Origin of the sequence: Rhizobium sp. BR 317 (genome assembly GCF_047445835.1) — a bacterium.
Lineage (GTDB): Bacteria > Pseudomonadota > Alphaproteobacteria > Rhizobiales > Rhizobiaceae > Rhizobium > Rhizobium paranaense.
In genome coordinates this window covers 58,814-80,647 of record NZ_JARWLB010000020.1, presented here as the reverse complement: position 1 = coordinate 80,647, position 21,834 = coordinate 58,814, and the positions used below count along the sequence as shown (strand labels likewise).

Here is a 21,834-nt window from a genome sequence, read left to right as displayed (position 1 = left end):
ACATCGATCTTCTCGGTTTCCCCAAATGCTTTTCTATATGCCGACTAGGGCCTTTCCGAGAACGCGACGATCGATCTGTCGGGTGAGCGCACCGCCTGGTTTGCCGCCGTTCGCCACAAACGCATCCGGTCAAAGCAACGAGTATCAGCCAATGTGGTACGGCAAGCGGCCACGCTTGCGATGGTCAATTACTAAGCGGCTCTTCAAGGGTGGAACGGCACGGCCCGCGCAGTTCGCCCGCTCGCAAATTCGGCACGAGATGCCGATGGGATCGAACGCTGTGCGATTTCCGATGTCCATATCGTCTGCATAGACAAACTGATCCGCATAGGAAATTTCACAGCCGAGCGCGAGCGCATAATGTTGGCGGGGAGCATGAAATCCTCGGTCGCCCTTGGTAACCTGTGTCGCGATACAAAGGTACCGCACCCCGTCAGCGGTTTCGGCCAATTGGCGTATCACCTGCCCGGGTGCCTCGAAGGCCCTGTGGGCGTTCCAAAGCGGGCAGGCGGCGCCAAAGCGGGCGAACTGCAGTTTTGCCGCGCTGTGCCGCTTGGTGATGTTGCCGGCGCGATCGATGCGCGCGAAGAAAATCGGTACGCCTTTTTGGCCGGGTCGTTGCAAGGTCGATAGCCGATGGCAAACTTGCTCAATACTTGCTCCGAACCTCGCTGACAGAAGATCAAGATCGTGGCGCACTTCTCGTGCGGCTGTCATGAACCGACCATAGGGCAGAACGAGCGCACCGGCGAAATAGTTGTGAAGACCCATGCGGCAGATTTCGGTCGCCTCGCTGCTTCGAAAGGCTGCTTTATCCAGAAGCTGACTGATGATTTCATCGCCCGCAAGCTGTGCAATCTGGAGGGCAATCTGGAAATCACGCGAGGCCGGAACGAGATATGGCGAGAGGGTCAATAACCGGCGCTCCTCGTCGAAGTCTCTGATGATATCTCCAGTGCCAGTGGATCGATTGATGCGAATGTCAAGCCGGTTTTCCAGATGAGCGGATAAGGCGGCATGTGTGTCCTGATCGCCGATGCCGATCTCGTCTGCGAGCCTTTCAGCGAACACGTCGATCTCATGGATATAGTTGTCCATGAAATGAAAAAAATCCCGCACTTCCTCGTATGGGGTGTGCTCGACAACGGTTGAGGCGCGACCAAGCGTGTCATCGATACTCGCCAGGCGCTCAGAGTTATGACGGTAGGCTTGATGTGCTGCAATCAGCGCATGCGCAATGCCGGGCGCATTATGCACCACCATTTTCAGTTCCTGGTGACTTATTGCCTGAGAACTGAACAGCGGGTCCGTAAGCGCCTCTGCCAGTGCCGAAAGCAATCGGTCGCCCTCAGCGCCGCTGAGATCGGATAGATCGATCTTGAACTTGTCTGCGAGGGCAAGCAGAACGGTGGCTGATACCGGCCTTTGGTTGCTCTCGATCTGATTGAGGTAGCTCACCGATATACCTAAGCGCTCAGCAAATTGTTGCTGTGTTGCCTGGTTTGCAAGGCGCAAGTCGCGCACTTTGCGCCCGATATAGAGCTTTCCCGCCGCCATTTTCACAAATTCACAAAAAGCAAAATCATAATTTGCGGTTTGTACATGCTCACATCTTCCAACGTTTTGCAACCAAACAACGGCGTGTATTGCAAAGACGATACCAAGGAGTGACTACATGCGGGAAATCCTCGATCAACTCGAAGCTCGCCGCCACGCCGCGCGGCTTGGCGGTGGCGTAGCCCGCATCGCCGCCCAGCATTCCAAGGGAAAGCTGACGGCGCGCGAGCGCCTCGACGTGCTGCTCGACGAAGGGTCCTTCGAGGAATACGACATGTATGTCACCCACCGGGCCACCGATTTCGGCATGGCCGAGAACAAGGTGCCGGGCGACGGCGTTGTGACCGGCTGGGGCACGATCAACGGCCGTCTCGTTTACGTCTTCTCCCAGGATTTCACCGTCCTCGGCGGCTCCCTCTCCGAAACCCATGCGCAGAAGATGTGCAAGATCATGGATATGGCTGCCCGTAACGGCGCCCCCGTGATCGGTTTGAACGATTCCGGCGGCGCCCGTATCCAGGAAGGCGTTGACTCGCTCGCCGGTTATGCCGAGGTGTTCCGCCGCAACGCCGAAGTCTCCGGCGTCATCCCGCAGATCTCTGTGATCATGGGCCCCTGCGCCGGAGGTGCGGTCTATTCTCCCGCCATGACCGACTTCACCTTCATGGTGCGAGACAGCTCGTATATGTTCGTCACCGGCCCCGACGTGGTGAAGACCGTCACCAACGAGATCGTCACCGCCGAAGATTTGGGCGGCGCCAGGACCCACACGACCAAGTCCTCCGTCGCCGACGGCGCCTTCGACAACGACATCGAGGCCTTGCTGCGCATCCGCGACCTCTTCGACTACCTGCCTCTCAACAACCGCGACAAGCCGCCTGTCCGCCCCTTCTTCGACCACCCCGACCGACTGGAAGAGCGGCTCGACACGCTGATCCCTGACAGCGCCAGCAAGCCCTACGACATGCGCGAATTGATCCTGGCGCTGGCCGATGAGACCGAATTCTACGAGATCTCGGAAGGTTTCGCCCGTAACATCCTGACTGGCTTCATCCGCATGGAGGGCCAGACCGTGGGCGTCGTCGCCAACCAACCGATGGTTCTCGCCGGTTGCCTCGACATCGACTCGTCACGCAAGGGCGCGAAATTCGTCCGCTTTTGCAACGCCTTCAACATCCCGATCCTCACGCTCGTCGATGTCCCCGGCTTCCTGCCCGGCACCGCCCAGGAATATAACGGTATCATTAAGCACGGCGCCAAGCTGCTCTTCGCCTATAGCCAGGCGACCGTGCCGATGGTCACTCTGATCACGCGCAAGGCCTATGGGGGAGCCTATGACGTGATGGCCTCCAAGCATATCGGCGCCGACGTCAACTACGCTTGGCCCACCGCCGAGATCGCGGTGATGGGCGCCAAGGGCGCGGCAGAAATCCTATACCGCTCAGAGCTCAAGAACCCGGAAAAGATCGCGGCCCGAACCAAGGAATACGAAGACCGCTTCGCCAATCCCTTCGTAGCGGCGGAACGCGGCTTCATCGATGAGGTGATCATGCCGCGTTCATCGCGCAAGCGCATCGCCCGGGCGTTTGCCATGCTTCGCACAAAGCGATCAGAAACCTACTGGCGCAAACACGACACCATCCCTCTGTAAGGCAAAATCACATGATTACAAAAATTCTCATCGCCAACAGAGGTGAGATCGCAGCCCGCGTCATCCGCACCGCACGCGCCATGGGCATCAAGACGGTGGCTGTCTATTCCGACGCCGACCGTGAGGCGATGCATGTCCGCATGGCCGACGAGGCCGTGCATATCGGCGCTGCCCCCTCGGCCCAGTCCTATCTCGTCATCGATCGCATCGTTGACGCCATCAGGCAGACCGGCGCCGACGCTGTCCATCCCGGCTATGGCTTCCTGTCCGAAAACCGCGCTTTTGCCGAGCGCTTGAGCCAGGAAGGCGTGATTTTCATCGGTCCGCCGGTCGGCGCTATCGAAGCCATGGGCGACAAGATCACCTCCAAGAAGATCGCGGCCGAGGCTGGCGTCTCCACGGTGCCGGGCCATATGGGCCTGATCGCCGATGCCGAAGAGGCCGTAAGGATCTCGGCCGGCATTGGCTATCCCGTCATGATCAAGGCCTCGGCTGGCGGCGGCGGCAAAGGCATGCGCATCGCATGGAACGACCAGGAGGCTCGTGAGGGCTTCCAGGCGTCGAAGAACGAGGCGAGGTCTTCCTTCGGTGACGACCGCATCTTCATTGAGAAGTTCGTCGATCAGCCGCGCCATATTGAGATCCAGGTGCTGGGCGACCAGCATGGCAATATGATCTATCTCGGCGAACGGGAATGCTCGATCCAGCGTCGCAACCAGAAGGTCGTTGAAGAGGCCCCGTCCTCCTTCCTCGACGAAGCCACTCGCAAGGCGATGGGTGAGCAGGCTGTCCAGCTCGCCAAGGCCGTCGGCTATTTCTCGGCCGGCACGGTTGAATTCATCGTCGACGGCACGCGCAATTTCTATTTCCTCGAGATGAACACCCGCCTGCAGGTCGAGCATCCCGTGACCGAGCTCATCACCGGTATCGACCTCGTGGAGCAGATGATCCGCGTCGCCGATGGCGAGAAACTTGCGATCGCCCAGTCCGACGTCAAGCTCAATGGCTGGGCGATGGAAAGCCGCCTCTATGCAGAGGACCCTTATCGCGGCTTCCTGCCATCGATTGGCCGGCTGACCCGCTATCGTCCCCCTAAAGAAGGCCCACAGCATGACGGTATCGTGGTCCGCAATGATACCGGCGTGTACGAAGGCGGCGAGATCTCGATGTATTACGACCCGATGATCGCTAAACTGTGCACCTGGGCCTTCGACCGGACGCGCTCGATTGAGGCGATGGCCGAGGCGCTCGATTGCTTCGAGGTCGAGGGCATCGGCCACAACCTGCCCTTTCTCTCAGCCGTCATGGCACATCCGCGGTTCCAGTTCGGCAACATCACGACGGCCTTTATCGCCGAGGAGTGGCCGGAAGGTTTCCACGGTGTCACGCCAGACAACGATCAGGCCCGCCAGCTCGCCTCCATCGCGACCTATGTTCACCTCGTTGAGGAAGCGCGCCGCGCACAGATTTCAGGCACGCTCGCCAACCACACGCGTAAACTGGGCATCGACTTCGTTGCCGTCGGCGGCGACCACTCATGGCCGCAGACCGTGACATGCGGGACCGGCACCACCGACATCCGCTATGGCGACGGCGTCAATCACACAGTCACAAGCGACTGGCAACCGGGCAAAACGCTCGCCTCGTTCACAATCAATGGTGAAGCATCAAGCGTTAAGATCTCGCGCGCCTCCACCGGATGGCGCCTTCGTTTCCGCGGCATCGACATGATCTACCGCGTGATGACACCGCGCCTGTTCGATCTATCCCAGTACATGCCGATCAAGCAGTCGGCCGACACGTCGAAAAAGCTGCTCTGCCCGATGCCAGGCGTCATCACTCAGGTGCTGGTCAGGGAAGGCGACACGGTCGAAGTTGGACAATCGCTGGCGACGGTCGAGGCGATGAAGATGGAGAACCTGCTGAAAGCCGAGAAGAGGGCAGTGGTCAAGGCGGTGAAGGTTGAGGCGGGCCAAAGCCTGGCGGTGGATGAAGTGATCATGGAGTTTGAGTGATGTCGGATGCCAAGATTGCCGATTGGCAGGCGCTTGCCGAAAAGGAGCTGAAGCGTTCACCGGAAACACTCGTCTGGAATACGCCCGAAGGTATCGAGGTTAAGCCGCTCTACACCGCTGACGATCTGCAAGATACTTCGCATCTGAACAGCCTGCCGGGTTTTGCGCCGTTCACGCGCGGCCCGCGCGCGACTATGTATGCCGGACGTCCCTGGACGATCCGCCAATATGCCGGCTTCTCGACGGCAGAGGAGTCGAACGCCTTCTACCGTCGCAATTTAGCCGCCGGCCAGCAGGGCGTTTCCGTCGCCTTCGATCTCGCCACCCATCGCGGTTATGACAGCGATCATCCGCGCGTGGAGGGCGATGTCGGCAAGGCGGGGGTGGCGATTGACAGCGTCGAGGACATGAAAATCCTGTTCGACGGCATTCCGCTCGAAAAAGTCTCGGTGTCGATGACCATGAATGGCGCGGTCATTCCCGTGCTCGCCAGTTTCATCGTTGCGGGGGAGGAGCAGGGCGTTCCGCGCGCTGCGCTTTCCGGCACCATTCAGAACGATATCCTCAAGGAGTTCATGGTCCGCAATACCTATATCTATCCGCCTGAACCCTCGATGCGGATCATTGCCGACATCATCGAATATACGGCAAAAGAGATGCCGAAATTCAACTCCATTTCCATTTCCGGCTATCACATGCAGGAAGCGGGCGCGACGCTCGTGCAGGAACTTGCCTTTACCCTTGCGGACGGTCGCGAATATGTGCGGGCTGCTTTGGCGAAGGGGCTGAATGTCGATGATTTCGCCGGAAGGCTTTCGTTCTTCTTCGCCATCGGCATGAATTTCTTCATGGAGGCGGCCAAGCTGCGTGCCGCCCGGCTGCTCTGGACCCGCATCATGGAGGAATTCCAGCCGAAGAAGGCGTCCTCGCTGATGCTGCGCACCCATTGCCAGACATCAGGCGTGTCGCTGCAGGAGCAAGATCCCTACAACAACATCGTCCGCACCGCCTTCGAGGCGATGTCCGCGGTGCTCGGCGGCACGCAGTCGCTGCACACCAATTCCTTCGACGAGGCGATCGCGCTGCCGACGGAATTTTCCGCCCGCATCGCTCGCAATACTCAGCTCATCCTCCAGCATGAAACCGGGGTCACCAAGGTGGTCGATCCCCTGGCCGGCTCCTATTACGTCGAAAGCCTGACGAGCGAACTGGCTGAAAAGGCCTKGGCGCTGATCGAGGAGGTGGAAGCGCTTGGCGGCATGACCAAGGCCGTGGCGGAAGGCCTGCCGAAACGGCTGATCGAGGAGGCCGCAACGCGCCGCCAGGCGGCGGTGGACAAGGGCGAGGAGATTATCGTCGGCGTCAACCGTTACCGTCTGGAAAACGAGGAAGATATCGATGTTCTCGATATCGACAATGCCGCCGTGCGCGCCGCGCAAATCCGCCGCATCGAAGAAACGCGCCGCCGCCGTGATGGCAAGGAGGTCGACCCGGCTCTGGAGAAGCTTTCGCAGGTGGCCCGCAGCGGCAAGGGCAATATTCTCGAAGCCGCCGTTGCCGCCGCACGCGCACGCGCCACKGTCGGAGAGATTTCCGATGCGCTGCGTGCCGCCTTCGGCGACCACGCCGCCGTGCCGGAGGTGGTAAGCGACATATATGGCGAAGCCTATAAGGACGAGCCGGAACTTGCCACGCTTGCCGCCCGCCTTTCAGGTGTGGCTGGAAGGATCGGCACCAAGCCGCGTATCATGGTCGCCAAGCTCGGGCAGGACGGGCATGATCGAGGCGCCAAGGTCATTGCCTCCGCCTTTGGGGATCTCGGCTTTGATGTGCTGGCCGGCCCCTTGTTTCAGACTCCGGTTGAGGCGGCCGATCTCGCCGTGCAGAACAAGGTGCACGTGGTCGGCATGTCGTCGCTTGCCGCCGGCCACAAGACACTCGCGCCGCAACTTGTCGAGGCGCTGAAACAAAAGGGTGCGGAGGACATCATCGTCGTCGTCGGCGGGGTCATTCCGCGCCAGGATTACCAGTTCCTGCTCGACCACGGTGTCTCGGCGATTTTCGGGCCCGGCACCAATGTCATGGATGCGGCCAACAAGGTCATCGACCTGCTCGAGGGCGTCAGGCGGAACGTGTAAGGGAGCGACATCCATGTTCGGAAGACTGAATCACGTCGCCATCGCGGTGCCCGATCTCGATGCCGCCATTGCCCGCTACAGGCTATTGGGCGCAGAGGTTTCAGCGCCGCAACGACTGCCAGAACATGGTGTGACGGTGGTTTTCGTTCAGGCTGAAAACACGAAGATCGAGCTTCTTTATCCGCTCGGCGAAAATTCGCCGATCGCCGCTTTTCTCGACAGAAATCTGGGCGGCGGCACGCACCATCTCTGCTTTGAGGTGCCGGATATTTTCGTGGTTCGCGACGATCTCGTCAAAAAGGGCGTTCGTATTCTGGGTGATGGGGAGCCGAAGATCGGCGCGCATGGCAACCCCGTTCTTTTCCTGCACCCGAAGGATATGGGCGGTGTGCTTTACGAGCTTGAACAGGTTTCACCGGCATAAGGCTGAATACAGGAACGGGAGAACGCCTCGTAGTGGAAAGCCTTCATACCGCGAAGGGCGACCGTCCAATGGAGCAACGCGTCCGGTCGGCTTGGAGCGGGCACCAATGCATCGACGCCGCCGGGAACCCGAAAACTTTGCTCGAGCGGCTCGGGAACGGTTGAGCGGGGCCTTTTGCGCCGGATGCTGCCTTCCGGGATCGCCGCTGTCTGGCCGCGAAGACAACTCTTCCTCACGAAAGTTTGGGGTGACACCGAAGCCACCGTAGCTTTTTGTCGAGGGCTCCAGGAGAAGATGTCGACAGCTGTCGCTGGTCGCTTCGTCTTCACGATACGCAACCGTCGCGAAGATTGTCATCTGGCGGCAGCAGATGAAATCTACGCGGCCATCCGTATCTGGCGGCGACAATTAAACTGGCCGGTACGGATCATATTGCTGCCCTCCGGGCTTGGACCGACAAGGCGGAACGCGGCTGGCTATCGAATGTTGCAGACTATATGACTGGCGGCCATCCCAGGAAAGGACCCTGACATCAGGCTGTCCATAAGCAGGTCGATACCCCGGCCGGGGAGCCTTTCGGCGTTCCTCACGCCGGCTGGGGTTTCGACCCGGTGGGATCGACATCCTGGTTCTTCGCGAAGGGTAAGTTTCGCACACATACCATCTCGAGAATTGGACCGGAGCTATCAACCAGCTCAGAAGGCGGCTGGCGACGGCAAGTCGAATGTCACCGAAGGCAAGCCCCTCAGGTTCGGCGGTTAGTGGCAATCCACGCGGCGAACTTTTCCATAAAGGTTGAGAGAAACGCCAACGTCGTCTCATTGGCGAGCTTTCCGTCATCATCGAAGAGGTTGTAGGCATCGCCCAGATAGGCTTCCGGTTGCTGCAATACCGGGACGTCCAGGCAAACCAACGACTGCCGCAGGTGGTGATTTGCGCCGAACCCTCCCAATGCTCCCCGTGAGGCAGAAATCACCGCCGCCGGCTTTCCGGCCCATACATTCTTGCCTCCTGGACGCGACCCAACATCAAGCGCATTTTTGAGCACCGCGGGAACAGAGCGGTTGTACTCAGGCGTTACGAACAAGACGCCATCGGATCCTCTGATGCGATCCCGAAAGGCTTGCCACGAGGCGGGTGGGGATGCCTCGTCGAGATCCGGATTATAGAATTGCATTTCGCCGATTTCGACAGCAGACAGTTGCAGCCCTTCCGGAGCAAGCTCCGCGAGCGCACGCGATAGCGTGCGGGTAACGGATGCCTTGCGAAGGCTGCCGACAAGGACGGCTACGTGAGTAGTCATGAAGGTCTCCTGCATATGGTGGCTCGAGGATTTCCAAGAAGCCGTATCAAATCGAATTATTCGGGCGGGCCGGTTCTGGGGATACGTCAGCAACCCCGGGCAACCGCCCGTAAGGCGACGGTTTTTTTCGGCCTGCGTTTTGAGTGAAGAAGGACAGGATCACGAGCGCGATTCCCACCAATGCCGGTGCAAACCCGCCGTCGCCCGCATTGATGTGTGCAGAAACAGCCAGACACAGGTGGAAGAACATTCCTGCGTAGGTGAAATCTGTTAGCCCGGTCAGAGGCCTCCACAGAATGACGACGGCAGCCGTGATCTTGACCACTGCCATAATGGGCACGAGATAAGCCGGGAACCCAAGATGCTCCCACATCTGTTGGACCCCAGAGATATTGGTCAGGTAGAAGATCCCCGCCCCGAGATACATCAACGCGAGGAGTGCCGTACTCACCCAATAGAGCTTTTTTGTCATTCTCAGTCTCCGCGTGTGATTTTAGGAAAGCTGCGAGCCAACCGCATCGTCCGTCTCTCCGCTCGAGGCAGAACATCGGCCGTTACAAAATGTAACGTATATCATTTTTATGACGTCTATCAAGATGTCTCTGGCCCGGTTTCTGCGGTCATGGCCGTGGATTTCGGGTCAGTTCGACAACGCAAGATCGCCTAACTGTGCGTCTGATGCCCAGCATGGTGAAACTTCGCATTTTATTAATTAAGACAAGATACATTTATGCTTGTCGTGTCATTTATCTCGGGGGGAAATCGATGCTGGGCGGTCGCTTGAAGAAAGAACTGAAGTGCAGCCGGGAGGAACTCGCAGCCGTGAATGAGCGGGCCGCTCTCCTGGATGACGCCTGTGGCATTGGGTTGTGGGAAGCATACATGCCGGAGGCGGACGCTACTCACAAGGATGCTAGATGGGTCTGGTCGGCGGAGTTCAGACGGTTATTGGGCTATGAAACGCAGGCTGAGTTCCCCAATCAGATGACATCATGGTCAGACCGTCTGCACCCTGATGACATCGGCCCCACCTTCGCCGCATTTGGTGGCCACCTGCAAGATAAGACAGGGAAATCGCGCTACAATGTGGCGTATCGGTTGAAGGTCCGCGACGGCTCCTATCGATGGTTTCGTGCGACCGGGGGGTGCCGCTATCAAGCAGACGGCACTACCGTGCGCGCTTGCGGCTCGCTTACCCTGATTGATGAACAGGTCTTGCTTGAACAAAGCGCCAGGAAAATCGCCGAAGAGGATCAGGGTGTTATTGCGGCGTTGCGTGACGCGGTGGCAGCACTTGCGGCCGGCGATCTGTCGTATCTCATCTCCACGGTTTTCCCCCCGCGATCGGAACTCTTGAAAACTGACTTTAATCAGTCCTTGTCCAAGCTGGGCGAGACTCTCCGTTCTATTAGGGATGCAGCTGTCAATGTCGACGTGGGCACCCGGGAGATAGCGACCGCAGCGCAGGATCTTTCCAGACGAACGGAGCAGCAGGCGGCATCGTTGGAAGAGACCGCCGCGGCGGTTGAAGAGATCGCGTCGAACGTGGCGAACTCGACCAAACGGACGGAAGAAGCAAGAGCCGTCGCCAGACGGGCAAATGATTCGGCGGCGAAATCAGCTGATGTCGTGTCCCATGCCGAAGACGCGATGAGAAAAATCGAGAGTTCATCGCAGCAGATATCAAACATTATCGGCGTGATCGACGAGATTGCCTTTCAGACAAATCTTCTCGCACTGAATGCCGGCGTGGAGGCAGCCCGTGCCGGCGAAGCGGGTAAGGGCTTTGCAGTGGTTGCACAGGAGGTGCGCGAGCTGGCCCAAAGGGCGGCCCAGGCAGCCAAAGAAATCAAGGGCCTGATCCAGAATTCGTCGTCTGAAGTCGAAAGCGGGGTTAAACTGGTGCGCGACACTGCCGAAGCGCTGAAAGCCATTGGCTCGTTCATCCTTGAAATGAACGGGCATATGGAGTCGATCGCGACATCGGCGCGGGAACAGTCAATAGGACTTGTCGAAGTCAGTAAGGCTGTCAACTCAATGGACCAAACGACACAGCAAAACGCGGCGATGGTTGAGCAGTCCAATCGGGCATCCTTTGCCCTGTCGGAAGAAGCCAGGAGACTGAGAGATCTGATAGCTCGGTTCAATCTCCCCGACGAAGCACGCCGGCAGGCCGAAAATCTCTACCGGGTCGCTTAGGTCATGGCCGCTGCGCCTCTGCCGCGCAGCACGGTCCCCAACGCCATCGAGGGAGAGGTCGAGCGCTAACAAGCTTATACTGTCCGGCAGGGAATGCCGGCAAAGCTCGAGGTTCAAGCCCAAACACCTCGGATATCGTTGACAGGATGTGCCGTTGGACGCACACCCTCGGTTCCGCCGCTCGGCTCCGGTTTCTGGCATCTTGGTAGAGATGCAAAGTTGCCGTTCCAAAGCCAACTATCGATCGTTGAGCGGTTTCGGCGGCAGTGATGGCGCCGTCAGAGCCGGACCCGTGCCAAGGGGAATTCGGCAGTACCTACTCCGCTTTCTCCTCGTCCGAAGAGAACTCGAGCGGTCCTGCTGCGATCAGGATCGCGTCGACGTCTGCATAAATCCAATCGCCAGGGGCGATTGTCACTTCGCCGAAGCTGAGAGCGACGCCGAACTCACCGGGTGTCGGCTGAAAGCTTCTTCGGGCTGTTGCCCCAAGAGCTTTCACCCCGATCGCCAATGAACCTATCGCGGCGCTGTCGCGAATAACGCCGTGTATGATGACACCCGCCCATCCGTTCGCAACGGCGATTGCGGCAAGCCGGTCCCCCATCACACCGACGCGCGTGGACCCGGCGGCATCGACGACGAGCACACGCTGGTMACCGGCCTCGGAAACGGCCTTGAGAACGGGCGTGTGATCTTCGAAAACACGCAAAGTCGCTGCTTTGCCAGAAAAGCAAACTTGATTTCCGAAATTGTGAAACTGAAGGCTGCACACCTGCAGCCGTTCATGGTGCTTGTCGTAGATGTCTGCCGTATTGAACATGTCTGCTATCCTTGGGTTCACCCTGTCGACTTATTGTGCAAGTCGCTCCTCTCCCACTTCGGACCCAGCCGGTCGATGACGAATTTCATTTGTGCCGACATCGAACCGAGGCGCGTCGGCGCCCCATGCTGACGACATCGTGTCCGGCGGGTTCTTCAGGTTGAGCTACGTGGTATTTCCGGATTGAGTGGAAGCTTGGCCAGTAAGAGGTTGCGCCAGCGATCTCTGCTTCAGCCGTTAATTCCGGCGCATGTCGCAGGTCGATTCGACAAAGTGAGCCGCGCTCCATCCGCATACGCTTGAGCAAGCCTCATCGTACTGCCGCTTCCCGAGTGGAAAAGCACGATATACCTTCGCTTCACTGCTGCTCGTCATCGAGCATTTTTCTGTCGCCATCCTGGGACATCGCGTAGTAATCACCAAGTATCGCGGCGGCGCAATCAAAACCTGCATAGTAGGTTGCCGCGCCCCGGAGTGCGTCTCTAATGAGACTTCCCGCAAGCTCAATCCCTCGTCGCATCAGTCCCAGGAAGTTCCTCTGCACGGGTCGCGTCGCCGTCTCGGGTCCTACTGGGGCCGGCCTTGTCTGCCGGCGTATAACATCTTCCAACTCACGAGCAGCCTGCTCGATCTTGTTTGTCTTTTTCATCTTGCGGAGACCTCATAGATAACCTGCCAAAGGGACGTGGGCCAAATCTGGTGATGGGATGGATCCGGCGTGCCTGAGCACGGCCCGGCCGGCTGGTAATGGCACAGCGTTTAGAGACGTTGCGCCATTACCTCCGTCTCGTCAGTTACGCGGTCGTTTCGATGCTTCTTCGACGATACTCGGGTCGAGCACGTCCGACACCTTGATGGCGCCCTTGGTAAATCCGAGCTGCTGCATCAGATCGAAGCTGGCCTGCAACGCGGCAGCATTCGGCATCATATCAGGATTGCGGTAGTAATCCTGCTTCGTGAACACCCAACCTTTCCAGAACTCGACCGGGAGCTTCGTCGCGGATGCGGCGATCTTCTCCACTTCCGCGTGATTGGCAGGGTCGGAAAACCAGTATGCGACGCGCTGCATGTCGGCCATGAAATCGACGAGCGCCGCCCGGTTTTCTTCAACGAAGCTTTTCTTGGCTACCCAGACGATGAGATCGCTTTCACCCATCCCGTCTTTCCCGGTAAAAAGGACGCGATTTCCCTCCCGGAACGCAGCCTGGGCTGAGAACGGCCGTATCGCGGAGAACGCATCGGCTTTTCCGCTCTTCAGCATCTCGCCCATGGTTGCAGGTGCCGCCTCAATAATCGTTACATCTTTATCGCTGATCTTGTTCTTGTGCAGCATGGCGCGCAACATCAGGTCGTTCGCGCTCCCGATAGCACTCACTGCTATGATTTTGCCTTTGAGATCCGCCACCGAACGGATGTTGCTGTCGTCCCGCACCAGGAACTCGGTGGAATAATAGCCGTTTACGCCGTCTTGTAGCTCATCGGCTATAATACTGATATCGGTTACTCCGTTAGCATATGCGGTCGCGAGCCCGCCGGCAGAAATGTCTGCAATGTCGAGGTCGCCCGAGGCGAGCCCTTGAAGCGCCTCGGATGTGCCACGAAAGCGCGCGACCTCAAGATTGTAGGTCTTGCCCAGATTTCGCATCAGGTCCTTCTTTTCCAGCACGATCGAGCCCCAGCTTGTCACTGGCACGACCCAGGAAAGCTTGATTGTCACAGGCTCTGCGGCTGCTGGCATGTGCAACATGGTCGTCAGCCCGACCATGAGCGCGATCTTCGACAATAGTTTCATTGCATTCCTCCCTGGTTGTTGAGGCCTCGCTGCCCCCAAATCGGCGGTACGCCACCGTTATGTTCCGCGGTCCGGCGGTGTCCTACCCCACCCGTCGGACCAGAGTTTCGCTAGACGGTTGCCGGGGGCGCCGTCTCTGGATGCCAGCGCAGCAAATGTTTCCGGGCAACGGCAAGAAGCTTGATCAGGACAAAGCCAACGACAGCAACCTCGACGATTCCGGCGAATAGCGCCTTCGAATTGGAAAAGCGCGAGGCGTTGATCATGTCGGCACCGAGACCGCCCCCCGCGGTTAGCATCTCCGTCACGATGCAGATGATGAGGGATAAGGGCAGGGCCACCTGCAAGCCGGTCAGGATTTGGGGCATCGACGCCGGCAGCAAGACTTCCCGAACCAGTTCGGTCCGGCTTGCGCCCATGCTCTTTGCTGACCAGACGAGATCGCGCTGCACGGTGCTTGTGGCAGCAATGGTCGCGGTTAGAACCGGAAGAAACGCGTCGATGACGATCATGAAAATTTTCGTGGTGTCACCGAACCCCAGCCACAGAATGACGATAGGGAGGAACACGATCTTTGGCACTGGAAACATGATCGAGATGAGGGGATCAAAAAACCAGCGGATGGTTCGGTTCCGAGCCATAAGGACGCCGAGAGCGATGCCAAGCGTGCTTGCTATCAGAAACCCCGACATTGTGCGATAAAGCGTCAGCTGGACGCTCTGCCACAATTCGCCTGAAAGCGCGGAGGTGTAGATCGTTCCAAGAACCGATGTGAGAGTCGGAAGCTGAAAGGGCGTCACCAGCCCGCTTCGCGCGAAGAGTTCCCAGACGAGGGCGAGTGACACAAGGCCAATCCAGCTTTGACCGACGGCTGCCGCCCGCAATATCATCGCGTTGCGGGCACCCTGGCCTCGTCGGGAATCGTTTTTGACGTCCTCTATTGTTGCCATGCCAGTACTCTCTTCGAAAATGTCTGAAAGAGGCGGTCGAACAGGAATCCAAGGGCGGCGACCGACACGATGACCGCATACATTGCATCATTGGCCCCGGCCGACCCGTACAGACCGATCAGATAACCCAGCCCGTTGCTGGCCGAGATCAGTTCGCCGGCAACGAGCAAGACGAACGAAAGAGCCAGCGCCGTGCGGATGCCGTTCAGGAGTTCCGGAAGCGCGCTCTGCGCGACCACATCACGAAGCACACCGAATTTTGACGCGCCCATGCTGCGAGCGGACCAGACAAGCGCGGATTCGGTCGAGCGGGCTCCGTTGAACGCACCAAGCATGACCGGCAGCAAGCAACCCATGAAGACGAGCAGGATCTTCGAGGCGTCCCCGAATCCGAGCCAAATCGCCGTCACGGGAATGAGCGCCGACTTTGGAACCGGATAAAAGATATGCACCAGAGGGCCGACGGTGGCATTAAGGGGGCGCCACCACGCCATAAGGATCCCGAGCGTGCCACCGAACAGAATAGCAAACGCCAGCCCAGCGCCTGCGCGGGTGAGCGATGCCAGGCCGTTGGAAACGAGCTCTCCCTCGCCCAGCAACTGCGCCCATGAGATGGCAACCGCGCTGAGTGGCGGAAGGATATTGGCCGAAACGATACCCAGACGTGGCGTTATCTCCCACAGCAGGGCGACGATCAGCAGAGGAGAATAGTGAACTATCGCGTGTCTCATCGGCCGATGGCATCCTCAGCCCGCTTGGCTTCAGCACGCACCAGACGCTGGAGCTCGTCAACCTTCTCAACAAACTGAGTACTGCGCACAAATGCCGGGTCGGAGCGATCGAAATCGCACGACACGATTGTCTTGATGCGGCCCGGCCGCGCCGACATCACAACAACCCGCTGGGAGAGATAGGCCGCCTCATGGACGTCGTGGGTGACGAATATGACGGTCTTTGGTGAGCGCCTCCATATCGCAAGCAACTCGTCCTGCATCAGACTTCGAGTTTGTGCATCCAGCGCGCCGAAGGGTTCATCCATCAGGAGGATCTTGGGATCGATTGCCAAGGTCCGTGCAATCGCAGCCCTCTGCTTCATGCCGCCAGACAAATGCGAAGGGAAACTGTCTTCGAAACCTTCAAGCCCGACAAGCTTCACGAAACTACGCGCGTTGTCTTCGGCATTGGCCTTTGACATGCCCTGCTTGCGCAGGCCGTAGGCGACGTTCTGCAACACGGTTAGCCAGGGGAACAATGCAAAACTCTGAAAAACGATGCCCCGGTCCGGACCCGGGCCGGCAATCTGCTTCCCGTCGACGGAGATGGTGCCTTCGACGATCGGAAGAAAACCTCCGATAAGGTAGAGAAGAGTTGACTTGCCGCAGCCCGAAGGGCCAAGCAACGAGATAAATTCCCCGGCCTTTACCTCCAGCGAGACGTTTTCCAGCGCGGTGACTGGCCGTTTGTTTGCCGGCGCGTAGATATATTTCAGATCCCTGATATCGACGCTGGTAAGAGCGGGCGGGGAAGAAATCATCGGCTGCGGTGGCCCCGCCGAACGCGATTCGTTGAGTGTGTGAAGCATGCATTCCTCCGCTGCTGTTCAACGCGTAAGCCAAAAATCCTCCGATTTTTGGCGCTTTTGCTGGCAGAACGACCTGTGCCAGCCAAATGGGCCTGCTGCATTTTCCCGCGCCACGCTATGCGAAGACTGGTCAGGTCCGACGACGGGCGCTCGTAGAACAAAACTCTCCGCGTTTTGTCCTGTGGCACAAATTTGTATTTCGTCCGATTTTAGACTGAAACTTGCGGCTTGCCAAGGTTGATGAGCACGACCGTCGGGTTCCGCCTCAACCTCATCGGACGATATCATTTTCAGAATAGGCCAGAGGGCTCCATTCCAAGCGCGTGCCGGCCGGACTGGGTCGCGTAGGTCTCCCAGTTCAATCCGATATGTCTGGCCGCAGCATTGATGTCCCGCCATGCGCGCTGCGTCTGATGGCTCAGCGAGGTGGCCGCCGCACCCGTGCATTTCAGGACAAGTTCGGCAGCCTCAGTCGACATCCGAGTTGAGAAGGCAAAATTTCGGCGGATCCTTATTCGCTCTTCGACCGTCGGCTGCCTGCCCGCATGCGCTGCTGCTGTCAGCACATCCATGCTTGTAAAGATCGCAAGCTCTGCAGCCTCGATATCCGCCAGCGCTTCACCGATCCAGGCGTGAGCCAAAACATGGTCACTGAACTTGCCGCGCGCCGAGTCCCGGTCGCCGGCGGCGGCCGTGGAGATCAGGACCTCGAGCGCGCCACGGGCGATGCCAGGCAGCGTTGCTGCAATGCCGACAGGCGTCGCGGACATCAAGGGCAAAGCGTACATTGGATTGGCGTTGGCAGCCGAACCGGGGGTCTTGCCGCTATTCATCAATGGGTAGGCAAGCGTCCTGTGTGCCGGCACGAAGACGTCGTCGAGGAAGACCGTCTTGCTGCCGGTCCCAACGAGACCCATGACATACCAGTCGTCTTCGATCGAAAAATCACTGCGCGGCACAAGTGCGAAATGGGCGACCGGAGGTTTGTCTCCGTCCGCAGGAGCAAGGAATTGCGCGAGATGCCAATCGGCATGGTCACAGCCGCTGGCAAATCCCCAGCGCCCAGACAACCGGAACCCGGCATCGACCCGTGTGGCCGATTGTACCTTGGGATTGATCCCATAGGTGGCGGAAATCACGGTTCTCGCACCCCGAGCCCAAACTTCTTTCTGCGCCTCGAGATCGAAAGTGGCAGCAATCCAGTTCTGCGATGCTGCGACCCCGTAGACCCAAGCGGTGGAACCGCAGCCGCGGCCGAGTTCTGTAATGACCCGCGCCGCCGTGGTCAGGTCGGCCTCATGACCACCAAACTGGCGCGGCACGAGAATTTCAAGGAGCCCGGCATCCCGCAGACGACCTATGGTCTCCTCAGGAACGCGTCGTGCCCTCTCCGTATCAAGGGCGGTCTCCCGGAGATACGGGACCAAAGCCGAGGCCGCATTCACCAGCTCTTGGGTCTTCTTAATGTTTGAGTGCATCATGAATATCCTCCTGCACATTCCTATTTCATTAATTTTGTTATTTGTCCATTTTTATTTCTTCGTTTTTTGGCGGCTCTGTTTCGTCGGCTGGCGAAATCCGTGCGCCTCCGGTAGGACGATAACTAGACTCGACGCCACAAAGATGTTTCCACTAAAGTACCGTTTTATATGAATAGTTATCCATATGAGGTGATCTTCCACCTCTGAGAACCTGTGGTCGAGGGCTGACGAGAATCTGGTGGGTCGCATAAAAAAGTGGACAAAATTGAAAAGCGGTCATATATCATTTTAATAGTCGGGGGAGAGCTGAGAAAGCAGATTCGGCCGAGCAGGCGTTCAGAATGCCTGTCCGTCCGCCGGGAGGAAGAATGATGCTGGATTTCACCAACGGTCCCGTCGCGATCAGGTTGTTGGGTGCAGGAGCGAACTTTTCGAAATACGGCGGCACGGTCGATCCGGCCGTCCTTGGCTACTTTGGTTTCTCGCGGGCCGGTTCAGCGGCTTCCCAGCAATATGCATCCGGAAACTTGCATGCTGTTCCCCGACTTGTTGACGAGGGGCATCACATCGCGTTGACGTCGCCGACCTGGCTGCGGGAGATGGCTGTCTCCGGTCCAGGAATCCTTGGTTTTGGTGGATATCCTGGCTCGAACGGAGACCAGGTACCGTATACGCCGTGCGGTCATTCCTCGGCGTTTGCTACGCGGCCTGGAGGAAAACGCTCCCGTTATCGATTTTTCTGGGCACGTTCTTTTTTGCCGCCAGGATCTTCCAGACGACCTCGTCTATTCCACTCTCCGCGGCATCGATCGACAGAAGACTCAGATCAAGTCGCTGTTTCTCCCCGAGTAAGGGCTTACAGGAACAGTCGATCTTTCTCGGTCATGTGGAAAAACACCTTTGTCCCGCTTCATCAAGGTGCGGAGAGGTACTCCCGCGAGCGGCGATACTAAGTCCGGTGCTGATCCCGCACCATGCAAAGGGATGTACAGCACCACAATAGGAGAAAGAACAAATGCTTAAGACAGAACAGGCGCGGCCCGATACCGGCCACCTGATGAACATCAACCCCCGTCATGGTGGCCGCGAAGACAAGAGCGACAACGCCTTCGGGCTCTGGGGCGTCGATCATATTGCGCTGCCGGTGACAGACATCGTTATGATGGAGCAGTTTATCCGGGAGTTCCTCGGAGGTGAACCTTATTACTATGCTGGCTTTGACGACTACGACAAGGGAACGAACCGAAAGCCGCACCTTTTTGTCCGGATCGGCCGCACTCTCCTGCAAATCACGGCGGAAACAGGTCCATCCACCCCACAGGCCGACGATCCGAACATTGCTCCTCATTGGGCCTTCCGGACAAGCGTCGAAGGGCTCGATGCGAACATCGAGCGACTGAAGAACGAGGGCATCCCCTTCTTCGGGCCGATGGCCCATCGCGATATCGATGTCGTCTCGGTCTACTTCCGCTCTCCGGAAGGCCACAAGCTCGAGTTCTGCACCTGGGACGAATATCCGGTCGAAAAGACAAAGATGATGGGCGCCCCGGGTGTCGGCTTCATTCGCTGGAAAGAGCTCATGCACAACTGGCCCAACAACCGATAGTAACGAGACGGCGCGACATCGGCGGGATCGAACCAGCAAGGTCGGCCCGTCGAGCGTCGCTTCCCGCACAGGGCATCCAGACAGAAAGCGAGTTGAGCAATGAAGACCATCGATGCGCCGATATTCGTCGTGCTCGTGCGATATACGCAGCCAGTGGAAGCGGTGATGAAACACTTGGAGGCCCATCGCGAATTCATCGCATCAGGGTACGCGCGCGGTATTTTTCTTGTTTCCGGACGTGGCGCGGATGGCGATCCCGGTGTGGTGGTCGCTTCGGGCGTAAGCCGGCAAGAACTGGAGCAATTGATGAAGGAAGACCCATTCCACCAGCATTCGATGGCCACTTACGAGATTCTCCAGTTCCACGCGTCACGCGCGTGCGACGAACTCGGCCAATTGTTTCCGTCCCTATAGGAGGGACAGCTTCGCGCTGCGCTTTGGCGTGAGCCGCTGTTGGACGCCGGTTGGACGGCCGACGTCCATGATGACAGGCAGACAGGTCTACGGCGTTCTTTGGGAGGGAGCGTGTCATGAAACAGGATAGACAGAACTGTACTCCGACAGATGAACTCGCTGCGCGGCAGGATCAACTAGAGTCGGCGTTTCTGCGGGGGACGATTGGTCGTCGCCGCTTCATTGCGACTTCTCTCGCTCTGGGCTTTCTCTCAGCGTCTCGGGTCAAGTCCGTCGCCCAGACACTGGAGGAAATCAAGACCAATCAAGCCTCTCAAGTCCGGTCACTTGCTGGCAACTACGACTACGTTGTCTGCGGTGCGGGTAGCGCGGCCTGTGCCCTGGTGGGCAAACTGGCAGCCGACGGAAGCAAAAGCGTTCTCCTGATAGAAGCGGGAGGCTGGGACGACGCTCCATCAGTTCTCGATCCGCGACTGTGGTTCACCAATCTGGGCACCGAACGCGACTGGGGCGACGCCTCCGAACCTTCCGCTGATGTCAACAATCAACGCGTGGTGATTCATACGGGGAAGCTGTTGGGCGGCGGCAGCAGTATTAATGCAACGATCTGGGCCCGCCCCTTCAAGAGTGATTTCGACTATTGGGCTGAGGTGACACAAGACAGGCGATGGAGCTACGAGTCCGCGCTTTCAACCTTCCGCCGCATCGAAAACTGGCAAGGTGTACCGAGCGAGCGGTACCGCGGCCGGGGCGGCCCCGTCTGGTGCCAGACCGCGCACGATCCGTCACCGCTTGCACTCGCGATGCTCGATGCCTGTCGCGCCCTTGGGCTACCGATCAACAGTAGTTTGAACGGCGTGCGCGAGGAGACCGGCGAAGGCTTTGCCCTGACGGAGCAGATCATACGGGACGGCCAGCGCCAGAACATGGCAAAATCCTATCTCTACCCTGTCCTTGCCCAGGCAAATGTGACGCTTCTAACAAATGCTCATGTGGATCGAATTGCCCTCGATAAAGGCATCGCCACCGGGGTCGAATTCACGCATGAGGGTCAGCGGCGGACAGTCGCGGCAGACCGCGAGGTCATATTGTGCGGCGGCGCCTTCAGTACACCGCAGTTGCTCATGCTCAGCGGCATAGGCGATCAGGATTATCTGAAGTCTGTCGGAATTGAGCCGGCCGTCCACTTGCCTGAGGTCGGGATGAACCTCCAGGACCATATTCTGCACGGGTCCTGCCTGTGGGAAGCACCGCAGCAGATGGAACATCAAAACAGCGGTGCGGAGGTTCTCGGCTATCTCAAAAGCGACCCCACACTCGACAGACCTGACATTAGTCTTGTCCAGGTCGAACTCCCCTATGCGAGTGGAGCGATTGCCAAAGCCTTTGGCCCGACACCGAAAAGCTGGGCGCTATGCGCCGGCCTTATGGTGCCGAAAAGCCGCGGTCGCGTCCTGTTGAAGACCAGCAATCCCAAAGATCGCCCCGTTATCGAGGCAAATTACCTCTCTCATCCCGACGACCTCGCAGCGCTTGAACGAAGCATTGCGTTGTGCCGTCAGATCGGCAATTCGGAAGCGATGAAGCCATTTGCCGTGCGGGAGATCGCCCCGGGCAAGGAGCTCAAAGGCGAAGAGCTCGCAAATTTCGCGCGCGATGGGGTGACGACCTACAGTCATCCGAGCGGGACCTGTCGAATGGGCGCCGACCCCGGCGCGGTTGTCGATGCCGAGTTGCGCGTCAACGGCGTCGGCAAACTTCGCATTGCCGACAGTTCGATCATGCCACGAATCCCTGCATGCGCCACGATGGCCACATGCGTCTTCATCGGCGAACGTCTCGCCGAGCTTCTCGAAAGAGCCGGTTAGACGTGGACAGGCCATGACCGGGCGCCCCGCAGCG

Annotated in this window: 18 protein-coding genes; 8 read left to right on the top strand and 10 right to left on the bottom strand. The window is 58.5% G+C overall.

Going from position 1 to position 21,834, the window contains the following annotated elements:
• Positions 1–144 precede the first annotated feature (144 nt).
• Complete coding sequence (locus tag QD357_RS25545) at positions 145–1,557, bottom strand: helix-turn-helix domain-containing protein (protein WP_414125296.1); 1,413 nt, start codon at positions 1,555–1,557, stop codon at positions 145–147.
• A 118-nt stretch (positions 1,558–1,675) separates the two neighbouring features.
• On the opposite strand from QD357_RS25545, the gene QD357_RS25540 reads away from it, so the two are divergent.
• The 4 genes from QD357_RS25540 to mce are packed head-to-tail and all read left to right on the top strand — an operon-like array spanning position 1,676 to position 7,785.
• Positions 1,676–3,208, top strand: coding sequence for an acyl-CoA carboxylase subunit beta (locus tag QD357_RS25540; protein ID WP_414125295.1), 1,533 nt, complete (start codon positions 1,676–1,678; stop codon positions 3,206–3,208).
• Positions 3,209–3,219: 11 nt separating this feature from the next.
• Complete coding sequence (locus QD357_RS25535; protein ID WP_414125294.1) at positions 3,220–5,223, top strand: acetyl-CoA carboxylase biotin carboxylase subunit; 2,004 nt, start codon at positions 3,220–3,222, stop codon at positions 5,221–5,223.
• On the top strand, positions 5,223–7,361 hold the full coding sequence (gene scpA, locus QD357_RS25530) for a methylmalonyl-CoA mutase (RefSeq protein WP_414125293.1): 2,139 nt from the start codon (positions 5,223–5,225) through the stop codon (positions 7,359–7,361). The genes QD357_RS25535 and scpA overlap by 1 nt, the downstream gene beginning before the upstream one ends.
• Positions 7,362–7,374: 13 nt before the next feature.
• Positions 7,375–7,785, top strand: coding sequence for a methylmalonyl-CoA epimerase (gene mce, locus QD357_RS25525; RefSeq protein ID WP_183940679.1), 411 nt, complete (start codon positions 7,375–7,377; stop codon positions 7,783–7,785).
• Between the two features lie 745 nt (positions 7,786–8,530).
• Here the strand turns inward: mce and QD357_RS25520 are convergent.
• Together QD357_RS25520 and QD357_RS25515 are read right to left on the bottom strand one after the other, a co-directional pair.
• Positions 8,531–9,103, bottom strand: coding sequence for an NADPH-dependent FMN reductase (locus QD357_RS25520; RefSeq protein WP_414125292.1), 573 nt, complete (start codon positions 9,101–9,103; stop codon positions 8,531–8,533).
• 31 nt (positions 9,104–9,134) lie between these two features.
• The gene (locus tag QD357_RS25515; protein WP_414125291.1) at positions 9,135–9,560 is read right to left on the bottom strand and encodes a DoxX family protein; all 426 of its coding nucleotides are present in this window, start codon (positions 9,558–9,560) and stop codon (positions 9,135–9,137) included.
• A gap of 215 nt (positions 9,561–9,775) precedes the next feature.
• Here QD357_RS25515 and QD357_RS25510 point away from each other — a divergent pair, with 215 nt between their 5' ends.
• Complete coding sequence (locus QD357_RS25510) at positions 9,776–11,287, top strand: PAS domain-containing methyl-accepting chemotaxis protein (protein ID WP_414125290.1); 1,512 nt, start codon at positions 9,776–9,778, stop codon at positions 11,285–11,287.
• Positions 11,288–11,603: 316 nt separating this feature from the next.
• Here QD357_RS25510 and rraA read toward each other — a convergent pair whose 3' ends face one another.
• The 7 genes from rraA to QD357_RS25475 form a co-directional block, all read right to left on the bottom strand.
• Positions 11,604–12,107, bottom strand: coding sequence for a ribonuclease E activity regulator RraA (gene rraA, locus QD357_RS25505; protein ID WP_414125289.1), 504 nt, complete (start codon positions 12,105–12,107; stop codon positions 11,604–11,606).
• Positions 12,108–12,465: 358 nt separating this feature from the next.
• Entirely contained in the window at positions 12,466–12,756 is a 291-nt protein-coding gene (locus QD357_RS25500) for a hypothetical protein (protein WP_414125288.1), read from the bottom strand.
• A 141-nt stretch (positions 12,757–12,897) separates the two neighbouring features.
• Complete coding sequence (locus QD357_RS25495) at positions 12,898–13,899, bottom strand: ABC transporter substrate-binding protein (RefSeq protein WP_414125287.1); 1,002 nt, start codon at positions 13,897–13,899, stop codon at positions 12,898–12,900.
• 110 nt (positions 13,900–14,009) lie between these two features.
• Complete coding sequence (locus tag QD357_RS25490; RefSeq protein WP_183940672.1) at positions 14,010–14,849, bottom strand: ABC transporter permease; 840 nt, start codon at positions 14,847–14,849, stop codon at positions 14,010–14,012.
• Entirely contained in the window at positions 14,837–15,580 is a 744-nt protein-coding gene (locus tag QD357_RS25485) for an ABC transporter permease (RefSeq protein WP_183940670.1), read from the bottom strand. The genes QD357_RS25490 and QD357_RS25485 overlap by 13 nt, the downstream gene beginning before the upstream one ends.
• Positions 15,577–16,431: an ABC transporter ATP-binding protein gene (locus tag QD357_RS25480; protein ID WP_246451601.1), complete on the bottom strand. Its 855-nt coding sequence runs from the start codon at positions 16,429–16,431 to the stop codon at positions 15,577–15,579. The genes QD357_RS25485 and QD357_RS25480 overlap by 4 nt, the downstream gene beginning before the upstream one ends.
• Positions 16,432–16,721: 290 nt before the next feature.
• Positions 16,722–17,909 (bottom strand): acyl-CoA dehydrogenase family protein, encoded by a 1,188-nt coding sequence (locus QD357_RS25475; RefSeq protein WP_414125286.1) that lies wholly within the window; start codon positions 17,907–17,909, stop codon positions 16,722–16,724.
• A gap of 1,018 nt (positions 17,910–18,927) precedes the next feature.
• On the opposite strand from QD357_RS25475, the gene QD357_RS25470 reads away from it, so the two are divergent.
• The 3 genes from QD357_RS25470 (at position 18,928) to QD357_RS25460 (ending at position 21,800) form a co-directional block, all read left to right on the top strand.
• Complete coding sequence (locus QD357_RS25470) at positions 18,928–19,518, top strand: VOC family protein (RefSeq protein ID WP_183940667.1); 591 nt, start codon at positions 18,928–18,930, stop codon at positions 19,516–19,518.
• A 99-nt stretch (positions 19,519–19,617) separates the two neighbouring features.
• Positions 19,618–19,932, top strand: a complete 315-nt coding sequence (locus QD357_RS25465) for a YciI family protein (protein ID WP_414125285.1) — start codon at positions 19,618–19,620, stop codon at positions 19,930–19,932.
• Positions 19,933–20,048: 116 nt separating this feature from the next.
• Positions 20,049–21,800, top strand: coding sequence for a GMC family oxidoreductase (locus tag QD357_RS25460; RefSeq protein WP_414125284.1), 1,752 nt, complete (start codon positions 20,049–20,051; stop codon positions 21,798–21,800).
• The last annotated feature ends 34 nt before the right edge of the window (positions 21,801–21,834 follow it).

Coding starts and splice junctions, on each gene's coding strand:
- QD357_RS25460 (WP_414125284.1), top strand. CDS start 20,049: ATGAAACAGGATAGACAGAACTGTACTCCGACAGATGAACTCGCTGCG.
- QD357_RS25545 (WP_414125296.1), bottom strand. CDS start 1,557: ATGGCGGCGGGAAAGCTCTATATCGGGCGCAAAGTGCGCGACTTGCGC.
- QD357_RS25480 (WP_246451601.1), bottom strand. CDS start 16,431: ATGCTTCACACACTCAACGAATCGCGTTCGGCGGGGCCACCGCAGCCG.
- QD357_RS25465 (WP_414125285.1), top strand. CDS start 19,618: ATGAAGACCATCGATGCGCCGATATTCGTCGTGCTCGTGCGATATACG.
- QD357_RS25535 (WP_414125294.1), top strand. CDS start 3,220: ATGATTACAAAAATTCTCATCGCCAACAGAGGTGAGATCGCAGCCCGC.
- QD357_RS25485 (WP_183940670.1), bottom strand. CDS start 15,580: ATGAGACACGCGATAGTTCACTATTCTCCTCTGCTGATCGTCGCCCTG.
- QD357_RS25520 (WP_414125292.1), bottom strand. CDS start 9,103: ATGCAGGAGACCTTCATGACTACTCACGTAGCCGTCCTTGTCGGCAGC.
- QD357_RS25540 (WP_414125295.1), top strand. CDS start 1,676: ATGCGGGAAATCCTCGATCAACTCGAAGCTCGCCGCCACGCCGCGCGG.
- QD357_RS25490 (WP_183940672.1), bottom strand. CDS start 14,849: ATGGCAACAATAGAGGACGTCAAAAACGATTCCCGACGAGGCCAGGGT.
- QD357_RS25515 (WP_414125291.1), bottom strand. CDS start 9,560: ATGACAAAAAAGCTCTATTGGGTGAGTACGGCACTCCTCGCGTTGATG.
- QD357_RS25495 (WP_414125287.1), bottom strand. CDS start 13,899: ATGAAACTATTGTCGAAGATCGCGCTCATGGTCGGGCTGACGACCATG.
- QD357_RS25500 (WP_414125288.1), bottom strand. CDS start 12,756: ATGAAAAAGACAAACAAGATCGAGCAGGCTGCTCGTGAGTTGGAAGAT.
- QD357_RS25510 (WP_414125290.1), top strand. CDS start 9,776: ATGGTGAAACTTCGCATTTTATTAATTAAGACAAGATACATTTATGCT.
- mce (WP_183940679.1), top strand. CDS start 7,375: ATGTTCGGAAGACTGAATCACGTCGCCATCGCGGTGCCCGATCTCGAT.
- QD357_RS25475 (WP_414125286.1), bottom strand. CDS start 17,909: ATGCACTCAAACATTAAGAAGACCCAAGAGCTGGTGAATGCGGCCTCG.
- QD357_RS25470 (WP_183940667.1), top strand. CDS start 18,928: ATGCTTAAGACAGAACAGGCGCGGCCCGATACCGGCCACCTGATGAAC.